This is a genomic window from Duganella sp. GW821-FHT07G03, assembly GCF_059418605.1.
On record NZ_JBWKQE010000046.1, the window covers coordinates 1 to 13,506 of the forward strand.

Here is a 13,506-nt window from a genome sequence, read left to right on the forward strand (position 1 = left end):
GCCTGCTGTGCACTTTCATCAAACGTCCACACTTATCGACTGTAAATTTTTAAAGAACTTTATTCGGTACTGCTTGCTGAAGAAGCGTTGTGTTCATCAGCGAAGAGGCAAGAGTATGAAGCGTTTCGTCTATCTCGTCAAGCTCTACTTTTTCCCGCTTCACTCGGCATTTACATGCGTCGTTCTGCGAGGGGGCGAACTATAGCAAAGGCAAGTCGAAACTGCCAAGGTTTATTTTCCGCTCGCGCTTCGTTTGCGCTACAGTGAACAATAGAGCCGATAACGGCCAGCCGGAGACCGAGACAACATGGAACGCCAGACCGCGCCACATCGCACCACGGCATGGGAAGACAGCATGCCGCTGATTATCGAATCCTCGCACCAGCGATCGCAGAAGTATGGGCTGCGGCCCGACTCCTCTGTCGACTTCGGCCCGGTGCCAAAGACAGATCTATCGCTGCTGTTGGAACAGAACCGCATGCTGCACACGCACGCCGTGCCGGCGATGGAGACGCTGTACCAGCAAATCGTCAACACCCACAACATGGTGCTACTCACCGATGCGAATGGCGTAATCGTCCACTCGCTCGGCGACGACGACTTCCTGGAGAAAGCCAGCCGCGTCGCCCTGAAACCCGGCGCCGCCTGGTCCGAGCAATGCAAGGGCACCAATGCGATCGGCACCGCGATCGCGGAACAGGCGGCAGTGCTGGTCCACGCCGACCAGCATTACCTGACCGCCAACCACTTCCTCACCTGCTCCGCCGCGCCGATCGCCGACCATCTTGGTAACGTCATCGGCGTGCTGGATGTCTCCGGCGACCAGCGCAGCTTCCACAAGCACACCATGGCGCTGGTACGCATGTCGGCGCTGATGATAGAGAACCAGCTGTTCTCCGCCGCCTTCGAGGATGTGATCACCTTACACTTTCATGCGCGGCCCGAGTTTATCGGCACACTGATGGAAGGTATCGCGTCCTTCTCGCCCGGCGGCCGCTTCCTGGCGGCCAATCGCAATGGACTGTTCCAATTGGGCTTGTCGTACCGGGAGCTGCAATCGCACACATTCAGTTCCCTGTTTGGATTGCCTGTGTCCGCGCTGTACGAACACTATCGCGCCGCATCGCCCGGCTTGCTGAACCTGTGCATGCACAGTGGCGTGCGCGTGGCCGGCCGCGCGCAGCTGCGGATCTCCAACAGCGTATTCCAGCAATCGCTGACGCCAGAGCGCCCCAGCGCTGTCGCCGCCAACCAGGCCGCCGCCGCCAAGCGCCGCCTCTCCGGCCTGCGCTATCTGCGCACCGGTGATCCGCAGCTGGAACTGGTGATCGATAAAGTCACCCGCGTGCTGGGACACGACATCCCTATCATGATCATGGGAGAAACCGGCACCGGCAAGGAACTGCTGGCGCAGGCGATCCACAGCGATTCGCCGCGAGCCATGAATCCCTTCGTGGCCGTTAACTGCGCCTCGATACCCGAGACATTGATCGAATCCGAATTATTCGGCTACGAAGACGGCGCCTTCACCGGCGCGCGCAAGAAAGGCGCGGTCGGCAAGATCCTGCAAGCGAACGGCGGCACGCTGTTCCTCGACGAGATCGGCGACATGCCATTCAGCTTGCAGGCGCGCCTGCTGCGCGTACTACAGGAACGCATGGTGACACCGCTGGGCAGCGACAAATCCATCCCGGTGAACGTGGAGCTGATCTGCGCGACCAATCACAATCTGCGCAACCGCATTGCACAAGGGCTGTTCCGCGAAGATTTGTACTACCGCTTGAATGGATTGGTGGTGAAGCTGCCGCCGCTGCGCGAACGCAACGACCTTGAGACCGTGGTCAAGAAAATCCTGGCGACCGAGTCGAACAACGGCCGTTATCACGTCTCGCAGGAACTGCTGCTGCTGTTCCGCCGCCACCGCTGGCCAGGTAATTTCCGCCAGCTGACCAATCTGCTGCGCACGGCGATCGTGATGGCAGGCGATGAGCACGAGATCTGCCTGAGCCACATGCCGGACGACTTCCTCGACGACATGGAACAAGCGCCAGTCCAGGAAGAGACGACCGCCGGCAGCGCCAACCTGGAAGAGCTGGAGCAGTCGGCCATATTGAAATCGCTGGCGGCGCACGGCGGCAATGTCTCCGCCACCGCGCGCGCCCTCGGGGTATCGCGCAACACCATCTACCGCAAGGTGCCCAGCCTGAAATAGTCAGGCCGATGGCTTCAACACAGCCATTTCCTCGTCGGTGAACAGGCGCGAGCGGGTCAGAAAGCGCCTGCCCGTGCCGTTATCGAGCGAGAACATGCCGCCGTTGCCGTCGACGACGTCGATGATCAACTGCGTATGCTCCCAGTACTCGAACTGTTCACACCCCATGTAGAACGGCACCCCATCCAGGTTGCCGAGATAGACATCGGTATCGCTGATGTTGAACTCTCCCGCCGGATAACACATCGGCGTGCTGCCGTCGCAGCAGCCGCCGGACTGGAAGAACATCAGCGGTCCGTGACGGCTACGCAGCGCGGCGATCAACTCGAACGCCGCCGGCGTGGCCATGACACGGGCGATGATGTGGCTCATGGCTAGAAGAAGCCCAAGGCGTTGGGGCTGTAGCTGACCAGCAGGTTCTTGGTCTGCTGGTAATGGTCCAGCATCATCTTGTGGTTCTCGCGACCGATGCCCGACTGCTTGTAGCCGCCGAACGCCGCATGGGCCGGATAGAGGTGGTAGCAATTGGTCCAGACACGGCCAGCCTGGATCGCGCGGCCGACACGGAAGGCGCGCGATCCATCGCGGGTCCACAGGCCGGCGCCCAAGCCGTACAGCGTATCGTTGGCGATGCGCAGCGCATCCGCTTCATCCTTGAACGTCGTCACCGACACCACCGGGCCGAAGATCTCTTCCTGGAAGATGCGCATCTTGTTATCGCCCTTGAACACGGTCGGACGCACGTAGTAGCCGTCCTTCATGTCGCCCGCCTGGACATTGCGTTCACCGCCGGCCAGCAGTTCCGCGCCCTCCTGTTTGCCGATGTCGATATATGACAGGATTTTTTCCAGCTGCTCCTGCGAGGCCTGCGCGCCCAGCATGGTGCTGGCGTCCAGCGGATTGCCCTGCTTGATCGCGGCCACGCGGGCCAGCGCGCGTTCGATAAACTTTTCGTAGATCGATTCCTGGATCAGCACGCGCGATGGGCAGGTGCACACCTCGCCCTGGTTCAGCGCGAACATCGCAAAGCCTTCCAGGCACTTGTCGAAGAAGGCGTCGTCGGCGTCCATCACGTCGGCGAAGAAGATGTTCGGCGATTTGCCGCCCAATTCCAGCGTGACCGGAATCAGGTTCTGCGCCGCATATTGCATGATCAGGCGGCCGGTGCCCGTCTCGCCCGTGAAGGCGATCTTGGCGATGCGCTTGTTAGAGGCCAGCGGCTTGCCTGCTTCCAGGCCAAAGCCGTTCACCACATTCAGTACGCCGGGCGGCAGCAGGTCGGCGATCAGCTCTATCAGCACCATGATCGACGCCGGCGTCTGCTCGGCGGGTTTCAACACCACGCAGTTACCGGCGGCCAGCGCCGGCGCCAGCTTCCATACCGCCATCAGGATAGGGAAGTTCCACGGGATGATCTGGCCGACCACGCCCAGCGGCTCGTGGAAGTGATAGGCATAGGTCTCGGAGTCGATCTGCGCGACCGAGCCTTCCTGCGCGCGGATGCAACCGGCGAAGTAGCGGAAGTGGTCGATCGCCAGCGGGATGTCGGCGGCGGTGGTTTCGCGGATAGGCTTACCGTTGTCGATGGTTTCGGCGGTGGCGATCAGCGCCAGATTCGCCTCCATGCGGTCGGCGATTTTGTTCAGGATGTTGGCGCGCTCGGTTTGCGAGGTCTTGCCCCAGGCGTCTTTGGCGGCATGGGCGGCGTCCAGCGCCAGCTCGATATCCTCGGCAGTGGAGCGCGCCACTTCGCAAAATACCTGGCCGGTGATCGGCGTGATGTTACCGAAGTATTCGCCCTTGACCGGCGCAACGAATTTACCGCCGATGAAATTGTCGTAGCGCTGTTTGAAGGGATTGGCGACGCCCAGTTTGCTGATGTCTGCAAGATTCATGTCATCCTCTTTCTGCTGTGATTATGAACCGCTTGATGCGGCGGAGTAGTACGCCACCTTCTTTTCGCAAGCATCGTGCCAGCGGCAATACCGGGGAAAACAGGGCTATACGCGTTCCCATGCTGTGACAACTGTTCACTTTTGACACAGTTGTCTATTCCTGAAATACAGCGGGGCCCGGAGCGCGGTATATTGCTGGCTGCCCGACTGGAGAACACATGAAGCACCACCCTTTTAAACTGCATGCGGCCGCCGCGCTGTGCATGGCCGGCGCCGCGACGCTGGCGACGGCCGATGAAGCGCCCGACGTGGTCGTCGTCAGCGCCACCCGCGTCGGCCATTCCATATTCGAGATGCCCGCCGCGATCGACGTCGTCGATGTCGACCGCATACATGCAAGCCAGCCTGGCGTCAACGCGTCCGAGGCGCTGGCGGCGGTGCCTGGCCTGGTGGCCCAGAACCGGCAGAACTATGCGCAGGATCTGCAAATCTCTTCGCGCGGCTTTGGCGCCCGTTCCGCCTTCGGCGTGCGCGGCGTGCGGCTGATCGCCGACGGCATCCCGGCCAGCATGCCGGACGGCCAGGGCCAGGCCGCCACCTTCAACCTCGATATCGCCGAACGCATCGAAGTGCTGCGCGGACCATTCTCCGCGATCTACGGCAATCACTCCGGCGGCGTCATTCAGCTGTTCACCCGCGACGGCGACGCCGCGCCCTCGTTGGAGACCAAGCTGACAGCGGGCAGCTACGGCAGCCGCAAGGCCGATGTCAACGCACAAGGCAGGCAAGCGGGCATCGGCTATGTGCTGGATGCGTCGCGCTTCGAAACCGACGGCTACCGCGCCCACAGCGCCGCCACCCGCGAGCAGGCCTTCGCCAAGTTGACACTGGTCCCAGTGGCAAGCGCCAAGCTGACCATCGTCGCCAACGCATTGCGCCAGGACGATACGCAGGATCCGCTGGGCGTGACCTGGACCAGCTATCGGCGCGATCCGCGCGCGGGAGAAATCGACGCCACCGATACCCAGACGCCGAAACGCACGCTGGCCGACCGTTACAACACCCGCAAAAGCATAGTCCACCAGCAGATCGGCGCCAGCTGGGAACAGCGCTTCGGCGACGACCGCCTGCGCCTGACCAGCTACGGCGGCAATCGACAAGTGGTTCAGTACCAGGCGTTCTCCAAGGCCTTCCAGGCGTCGCTGACGCACTCCGGCGGCGTGGTCGATTTTGATCGCGACTTCAATGGCGCGGATGTGAGCTGGCTACACGCCAGCCAGCTTGCAGGCGGCAAGCTGAGTACCACGGCGGGCGTGGAATACGGCCGCTCCACCGACGGCCGCAAAGGCTTTGAAAACTTCGTCGGCACCCAGTTCGGAGTGAAAGGCGCGCTGCGGCGCGACGAGAGCGACAAGGTATCCAATCTTGACCCCTACCTGCAGGCCGAGTGGCAATCCGGCGCATGGATGCTGAGCGCTGGCCTGCGCCATAGCAGCGTCAGATTCTCGGTCGACGATCGCTTCCTCAGCAACGGCAACGACAGCGGCGGCCTCCATTACAGCCACACCACGCCGGTGCTGGGGGTGTTGTACCACTGGTCGCCGGCATTCAACGTGTACGCCAGCGCCGCACGCGGTTTCGAAACGCCAACGCTGAACGAGCTGTTTTATTCAGGTATTGGCGGCGGTTTCAACTTCGGCCTCCGGGCGGCGCAAAGTACGCATCTGGAAACCGGCGTCAAGGCCCGCCTGGACGAGCGCACCCGCATCAACGCAGCCCTGTTCCAGGTCCGCACCAGCGATGAACTGGTGGTCGACAACAGCAGCGGCGGGCGCACCAGCTATCGCAATGCCGGCAGCACGCTGCGCCAGGGAATGGAGCTGTCATTCGATTCATCATGGCCCAATGGCCTGAGCACCCGGCTGGCGCTCACCACTTTGCGGGCGATCTACGACAGGGGTTATGGGACGGTGCAGGAAGGCAGCCGGCTGCCCGGCATCCCCAATGCCAATGCATACGGCGAGCTGGCATGGAAAGACACGGATGATCGCTACAGCGCTGCGCTGGAAGCGGTCGCCAGTGGCAAAATCCACGCGGAGGACGCCAACGCCGATCAACCGGCGCCCGGCTATGGCGTGCTCAATGCGCGCGTCGGCGCCAGCCAGCAGTGGCGAGGCTGGCGCTTCAAGCAGTTTGCGCGCCTGAACAACCTGCTGGACAAGCAGTACATCGGTTCACTGATCGTCGGCGACACCAACAAACGCTATTACGAAGCGGCGCCGGGACGCAACTGGCTGCTGGGCGCCAGCGCAAGGTATCAGTTCTAGCGCAGGCTGACGGTCTGGCGCTTCCAGGCCGGATCCTGCCAACGATAAAACATGCTGAGCGACGATGGCTTGTCCGCCGTCTTCAACGTCGCCAGCGTGTTGATCTCCACCAGTTCGAAGCTGCGTTTGAACTTGCCATCAATGCGGGCCTCCCGCGCTACCAGCATATTCTGCGATCCTGGCACCCAGCCGGCGAATTCGGCGTAGCCAATGTCAGGGTCGGCGGCAGCCGGCGGCAGCACGTCAACCAGCCAGCCGGCGCTGGTCTGATGGAACAGCCACATCTCGCGCCAGCCATCCATCGGCTGTACCGCCAGCGACAGCGCCGTGCCCTGCGCATTGGCGCGCGCAGACGCCGGCCACACCACGCCATAACTGCAACGACGGGCCAACGCGTGCTGCTGATCGTGTTTTGCATCGACCAGCGCGACGCAGGTTTCGCCCGGCTGCCCGGCCGTCGCCAGTATGCGCAGTCCACTCTGTGGCGTCGGCACTACCTGCGTCTTGACGGCCACCGGCGGGAGCAGCGCCGCGCTCTCTGCCGCCCAGCGCACGCTGCCTACGCGCACACCCGCTTCGGCAAAGGCAGTAGCATCGTCCTCGGTCAGCTCCACAGGATCCACCATTCCCAGTTCATCCAGCGCACGCTGGGCGGACGCGGATGCCTGCTCGCCCTTGCGCGCCCGCGCAAACGCCACCGACGACCACACCGACGCGCGTCGCATGTGGATGCGATTGCGCACATGGGGCAACAAGTCTTTCATGTCGACGCGCTCCAGCACCTCGGCGCGCCAGTCATCCAGCGCCACACGCGCCCCGGGCCGCAGCGCCGGGTCCACACACTCCGGCCGCGTCAGTCCCAGCACCGCCGTCGCGCGCTGCTGCGGCTCCGACAGCATCGCCAGCACACGCCTGAAGGCTTCGCCGTCATAGCACAGCTGCATGCGTCCTTCGCGTTCAAAGCTGCGGATGCCGACGCCATAGTTGGCTACCGCTTCCAGATGGGCTGCGATCGTGATGTCGCCTTGCTTGCTCTGCTTTGAAGAGGCGCGCCGCGCCAGCCGCTCGGCCATCGTGCCCAGCGCATCGAACGGCTCCGCCGTGATCGAGGCCGCCGGCGCGGCCTTCAGATAGGCCGCAGCATAGCTGATGCCCAGCGATTCGGCGCCCGGCGTATCGCGCAGGAAGCGCACCACCGACAGCAACTCCGACGCATCCGCCGGCGCCGGCGAGACCCTACGCACTTGCGAAGAGCGTATGTAGCCTGCCCGCTCGCGGCGGTAGTCGTAGACCTGCAAGAAGTCCTGCTTCTCGCCGCGTATTTCCAGGCTGTCGCCCTGCCACAGGACGGCCTGCTGCTGCGCAGTGTCCTTGGGTGCGGCGCGCAGCGCGGCCTGGTCCTGCGTAACGATTGCCAGTACGGCGGCAGCTGCAAGCATCGACATGATTATTGTCCTTCCTTGGCGCTGTCCGCTGCTTCGGCGCTGACTGTCGCCATGCGCGGCTGCTTGCCCTGCTGACTACCCAGCAGTGCCGAGCCGATAAATCCGCCATCTGTCGGCGACGGCGCGATGATGACCGATATCTTGTCCGACAATTTGTCCGCCATCGTCTTCTGGATCAGTAGCGGATTGCGGGTAATCAAATCGCCCTCGCGCTCCATCTGCGCCGCAGCCACCTTGCCCACCAGTTCCTGGCGATAAGCTTCCGCATCCGCCAGCTTGCGGCGCGAATCGGCTTCGCCTGCGGCTTCAATGACGCGCGCCTGGGCGTTGCCCTCCGAGGTTTTGATGCGCGCCATTTTCTCCGCTTCCGCTTCCAGCTTGCGCTGCTCGATCTGCTTCTGCTTGAACGGCAGCACATGCGCCATCGCCTGTTCCTGCGCCCTGGCTGCGATGATCTGCTCGTTGCCGGCGGCTTCGGCTGCCTTTTCGCGGCGGATCTTGTCCGCATCGGCTTCGAGCGCGGTCTGCTTGACCTGCTTCTCCTTCAGCTCCAGCGTGTAGCGCATCTTTTCCGTTTCAAGTTCTTCGGCCAGCAGCTTTTCCATGCCGGCCTGGTATTCTTCCGGCAGCGTGATCTTGCCGATGGTGATGCCGCGCAGCGCGATGCCGTCGGCCGCCAGCTTGGGCTTGAGCTCAGCCTCGATCGCCTGCTGGATCTCGGCGCGTTTAGTCGAAAAAATCTCGCGCACGGTGTAGCGGGTGAACACCTTGTAGATCACCCCCTGCACCGCCGGCTCGACGATGGAACCATTTATATCCGGCGGCAGCGACTGCGCCATGGCTGCCACACGGTTCACATCCAGCGCATAGCGCACCGACATGTCCACACCCAACGCCAGGCCCTCGACCGACTGGAACGGCGCATCGTCGTTGCCGGCCGGGCGGTACACCTGATCGCGCAGCGACACCTGGCGCAGCACATGCACACCGGGCACCATGAACACCGCGCCATCGCGCACGGTGATGGCGGAGCCGGTCAACTGGTTGATGCGGATACCCAGGCTACCGTTTGCCACTTTGGCCATCGGTGGATGCGTGACCAGGCCATAGACGGCGGCGCCGGCCAGGCCCAACGCCACCAGTATCGCGCCGTTGCGGCGCATGCCGTTCACCGCGGCACCAGCGCCGCCGCTTAAAGTGGAGCGCACCGCCCGCACCATCCGTTTGATCCGTTCTGCCATGATATTCACCTTCTGCTGGTTGTTTAAGTTCAGGGCCTATCCCTGAACTGCATGGTGCGCCGGATGTGGCGGAAGTATCAACGCTGGCGCCGTCCGGCTATGCTACGGCCGCGTGAAGAAATCCTCACAGCCGATTTGTGACTTTTTCCGTAAAAGCGTGGATACTCGCTGCATTGACAGTCAGTGGAGGACAGCATGGCCAAAGTCGCCGTCATCGAGGACGATCTGCCGACCAGCAATCAGCTGCGGGCGTGGATAGAATCGGCGCGGCCCGGCATCGTGGTCGACCAATGGTTCAGCCGCGACGACGCCGAGGCGGCCATCGCGCGCGAGCGCTACGACCTCGTCGTGCTCGACATCGAACTGGGACGCGAACGCCATGCGGGCGTCGCCATCATCAACGCCATCAACAAGCGGCACGCCACCCCGGTGCTGGTGGTGTCGGCCATGCCCGCCACTATCTACCGCAGCATCATGAAGGCGCTGGACGCTTGGGACTATCTGCAGAAAGCCACTTTCGAGGAGGCCGATTTCATCGAGACCTTCCTGGAGATCCTGCGCTCGGTGAAGGACAAGCCGGAGCCGGCGTCCGTCGCCGCCAGCGATGAACTAAGCATGGATCCGCTGCGCCAGCGCACGCCGACCTGGCGCGGCCACCGCATCAACCTGCCGCTGACGGCGCAGCGCATTCTGGCGGCGCTATTTGCGCGGCGCGGTCAGGTGGTGTCCTATGACGAGTTGTTCGAGGTGGTGAAGAGCGGCCGCAATCGCGACAACATCCGCAAGCATGTCAGCACCATCCGCGACGCCTTCCGTGAAATCGATCCCAGCTTCGCCTGCATCGAAAACATCCCCATGCGCGGCTTCCGCTGGGCCGACACCGAAAGCCGCTGACCGTGGACTGGCGCCGGCTTAGCCTTGTCCCCTATCGCCTGCGACTGCTGCTGCGCGCGGCCTTCGTGTTCCTGATGGCGGCGACGGTGGGCCTGGCGCTGTCGGTGCTCCAGCAGGAGAAGCAGCTCAGCTACAAGAACTATCAAGGCAGCTTCCACAAGACGCGGGTGCAGGTGGCGGCGACGCTGCGTCATCCTACCGGGCAGCTGGCGCTGCTCAATCCACAGCCGGCAGCCAACGGCGCGGCACTGCATCCGCTGCTGCTCCCGTTTGCCGCGCTTGATTTCGACGACCTGCAAAAAGTGCAGCAAGCGGTGGCCATGTCCGGCTGCCTGGCGCAATATGGCAACAACGGCTCGCTGTGTGTCGGCATCGGTAACAATCCCTGGGCCGGAGGTTTCATTTATGTCGCCGGCACATTCGACAGCGCGCAGTTGGTCCCGCACACCCGCGGCGACCAGATGGTGGATCAGGCGCACCGCGTCAAGGTCAAGGTCAGCCTGCGCGGCCAGACTTATGAATGGATCGCGCCGTTCGAGGAAAGCACCGAGCCGCAAACGCCGGGACGCCGGTTCGGCGGCATGCGCGGACGTTTGACCGGCTTCGCCGCAGCCGATGTGGCGCGGGCCAAGGCGCCGGCGGTCAAGGACTTCCGCGGTTGGATCTGGCAGAACCCGCGCTGCACCGACCAGAATGCCGCCGATGAGGAGGACCCAGCCTGCACACGCAGCGCTTTCTTCTCGCTGCGATTGCCTGTCGGCGTGCTGCAAGATGCGCTGTTCGAAAAGCGTCGTCCCGTTTGGCCGCCCGAAGACCTGAACCACATCGATGTCCGTATTACGGTGCTGCCGCCGGGGGAAGGCCCACCACTGCTCAACAGCGCCACCGGTCCCAGTACGCCGCCGTTCTCGCTGGCGGACTTGAAGTCCATGCTATTGCCGGGAGAGAGCCTGCTGATCCGTCGCCAGACGGATGGCGCGTCGCCGGCCGCCACGCTGCCGCTGCTGGTCGGCCCAGTCGATCCTGAAGACCAGTCCTGGCATTTCGTCACGACGCTGATCCGTCATCTGCCAGTGGACGCCTACGACGTGCCGTTGGAGGCCAAGGAAGTTATCGCCACGCCGGCCGGTAATTATGAGGTGCTGCTCAAGGGCGACGTCCGCAGCGTCAGCAAAAGCCTGAGCGTGGTGGCCAGCCGGCTGGTCTGGTTTGTCGGCGCGATGCTGGCGGCGCTGATGCTGGCATGGCTGGTGATCGAAATCGGCATCATCCGCCGTATCAAGGTGCTGATCAAGCGCGCAGATGATGTCGGCGAACGCGTCAAGGCCGCGCGCGGCTTTTCCGAAACCGACCTGGCCGACCTGCGTGGCGAGGACGAGCTGGGCGTGCTGGCGACCGGTCTGCACGATTTGCTGCGCCGGGTACGGGAGGATGTCGAACGCGAGAACATCCGCGCCGAGCAGGAACGCGACATGTGGCACGCAGTTGGCCACGAAATCATGTCGCCTTTGCAGTCGCTGATGGTCTTGCATGGCGCCCCCGAGGACGAAAGCCATCGCTATATCACCCGCATGCAGCAGGCGATCCGCGTGCTGTATGGGCGCGCGTCTCCGAGCGAAGCATTTCAGTCATCCGAACTTCAAGTCACGGAGGTTGATTTGACGGCCTTCCTGCAGAACGTCGCCGAGAATGCGTCGTGCATCGGCATTCACGACGTGCTATTCCAGGGAGCGGCCGAAACGTTGATCGCGCGGGCCGATGAGTATTCGCTGGAAGATGTCGTCACTCATGTGCTGCGCAACGCCGAACGTTATCGCGTGCAGGGCAGCGTGATCACCATCGCATTGGAAGGCAGCAAAACCGGCGCGACCATCACCATCCACAACCGCGGACCGCAAATCGCACCGGACATGATCGCCAAGATTTTTGAATACGGCGTGTCGGACCAGCCGGAGTCCGGGGCCAACGGAAATCGTGGCCAGGGACTGTTTGTCGCGCGCACCTACATGGCCAAGATGGGCGGCACGATCGTCGCGCAAAATCAGGCCAATGGCGTATCCTTCATACTCAATCTACAGCGCAGCGGCTGACATGACATCGTCAACATCGCCTAAGTATGACGCCATCGTAGTCGGCAGCGGGCCCGGCGGGGCAAGTGTCGCGCGCGAATTGGCGCGTCGGCAGTTACGCGTACTGGTGCTGGAACAGGGCAGCGCGGCACCACTGCAAGGAACACTGTCGCAAATGGCTGGTATTGCCGCCGTGCCGGGTAAGGGAACATTTATCCATCGCGACGGCTCACTGCTGGTGAGCGGCATTGCATCCGGCGGCACGTCCACAATCAACTTCGCCACCGCCGCGCCACCGCCATTGGAAATGTTTGCAGCGCACGACATCGACCTTGCGCCGCCGCTCGAAGCCTTGCGCGCCGAGCTGCCGATGGGGCCTCTGCCCGATGAACTGATCGGACCTATGGCACGTCGCATTCAACTGGGCGCCGAAGCGCAACAGCTGGCATGGCGCAAACTCGACAAAATGATACGGCCCCAGATTTGCCGCACCGGCTGCTGGCGCTGCGTCTATGGCTGCCCGTTCGGCGCCAAGTGGACCGCGCGAGATTTCTTGGACGAAGCCCTTCAGCTCGGCGCAACGCTGATCGACCAGGCTAAAGTCGAAGAGGTCATCGTTGAAAACGGCCGGGCGACCGGCGTTCGCTATCGGCGCGATGGTGCTGTGCAGTTGGCGTTTGCGGAGAATGTAATCCTGGCCGCTGGCGGCATCGGTACGCCACGCCTGTTGCATCGCTCAGGTCTGCATCCAGCCAGCAGTCCGTTCTTCAGCGATCCGGTAATCGCCGTCATGGGCCAGGCGGACGATATCGACGGCGGCGCCGAAGTACCGATGGCGTCCGGCTTGTACTTGCACCAAGAAGGCATCGCGTTGGCCGATATGACGCTACCCAAGCCGATGTACCAGGCCTTTGCCGCGCAGGTCGGACGTGTGGACCGACTGATGGCGCACGCGAAAACGCTGACCTTGATGGTCAAGATCCGTGACGACATCGGTGGCGGCATCGGCCCGCGCTGGGTCGACAAACCGTTGACGCCAGCCGACCGGCGCAAGCTGAGGGCTGGTGTGGATATGGCGCGGGGCATCTTGCGTGCGGCCGGCGCCAGGAAGATATTCAAGAGCTGGCACTTCGCCGCGCATCCGGGCGGCAGCGTGCGCATCGGCGAAGGCGTGGACAGTACGCTGCAAACCAGTACCGCCAATCTGTACGTCTGCGATGCGTCGGTGATTCCACAACCGTGGGGATTGCCGCCGACGCTCACCTTGCTATGCCTGGGCAAGCGGTTGGGACAATATCTTTAGACGAAAAAAAGCCCCGACCAAATCATTGGAAGGGGCTTTTTAATATAACTAGCCTGACGATAACCTACTTTCACACTGGTTGCAGCACTATCATCGGCGCAAAGTTGTTTCACGGTCCTG

The 13,506-nt window shown here is 62.8% G+C and carries 9 protein-coding genes; 5 read left to right on the forward strand and 4 right to left on the reverse strand.

The features are described from left to right. The first annotated feature begins 307 nt into the window (after positions 1–307). Positions 308–2,212 carry a sigma-54-dependent Fis family transcriptional regulator gene (locus AC07OK_RS30400; RefSeq protein ID WP_494693778.1) on the forward strand — a complete coding sequence of 635 codons (1,905 nt, stop codon included), beginning with the start codon at positions 308–310 and terminating at the stop codon, positions 2,210–2,212. Here AC07OK_RS30400 and AC07OK_RS30405 read toward each other — a convergent pair whose 3' ends face one another. Both AC07OK_RS30405 and adh read right to left on the reverse strand, forming a co-directional pair. Beyond that, a complete protein-coding gene (locus tag AC07OK_RS30405; RefSeq protein ID WP_494693779.1) occupies positions 2,213–2,584 on the reverse strand; it encodes a DUF779 domain-containing protein in 372 nt (123 codons plus the stop codon). Positions 2,585–2,586: 2 nt separating this feature from the next. Further along, positions 2,587–4,107 carry an aldehyde dehydrogenase gene (gene adh, locus AC07OK_RS30410; RefSeq protein ID WP_494693780.1) on the reverse strand — a complete coding sequence of 507 codons (1,521 nt, stop codon included), beginning with the start codon at positions 4,105–4,107 and terminating at the stop codon, positions 2,587–2,589. Positions 4,108–4,325: 218 nt separating this feature from the next. Here adh and AC07OK_RS30415 point away from each other — a divergent pair, with 218 nt between their 5' ends. After that, the gene (locus tag AC07OK_RS30415; RefSeq protein ID WP_494693781.1) at positions 4,326–6,434 is read left to right on the forward strand and encodes a TonB-dependent receptor family protein; all 2,109 of its coding nucleotides are present in this window, start codon (positions 4,326–4,328) and stop codon (positions 6,432–6,434) included. Here the strand turns inward: AC07OK_RS30415 and AC07OK_RS30420 are convergent. Next, on the reverse strand, positions 6,431–7,879 hold the full coding sequence (locus AC07OK_RS30420) for a hypothetical protein (RefSeq protein ID WP_494693782.1): 1,449 nt from the start codon (positions 7,877–7,879) through the stop codon (positions 6,431–6,433). The genes AC07OK_RS30415 and AC07OK_RS30420 overlap by 4 nt on opposite strands. A gap of 2 nt (positions 7,880–7,881) precedes the next feature. Further along, complete coding sequence (locus AC07OK_RS30425; RefSeq protein WP_494693783.1) at positions 7,882–9,120, reverse strand: prohibitin family protein; 1,239 nt, start codon at positions 9,118–9,120, stop codon at positions 7,882–7,884. A gap of 195 nt (positions 9,121–9,315) precedes the next feature. On the opposite strand from AC07OK_RS30425, the gene AC07OK_RS30430 reads away from it, so the two are divergent. Genes AC07OK_RS30430 through AC07OK_RS30440 form a run of 3 tightly spaced genes read left to right on the forward strand, consistent with a single transcriptional unit; the run spans position 9,316 to position 13,386 of the window. Next, positions 9,316–10,014 carry a response regulator transcription factor gene (locus AC07OK_RS30430; RefSeq protein ID WP_494693784.1) on the forward strand — a complete coding sequence of 233 codons (699 nt, stop codon included), beginning with the start codon at positions 9,316–9,318 and terminating at the stop codon, positions 10,012–10,014. 2 nt (positions 10,015–10,016) lie between these two features. Then, entirely contained in the window at positions 10,017–12,104 is a 2,088-nt protein-coding gene (locus AC07OK_RS30435) for a sensor histidine kinase (protein ID WP_494693785.1), read from the forward strand. Position 12,105: 1 nt separating this feature from the next. Further along, on the forward strand, positions 12,106–13,386 hold the full coding sequence (locus tag AC07OK_RS30440; protein ID WP_494693786.1) for an FAD-dependent oxidoreductase: 1,281 nt from the start codon (positions 12,106–12,108) through the stop codon (positions 13,384–13,386). Positions 13,387–13,506: the final 120 nt, after the last annotated feature.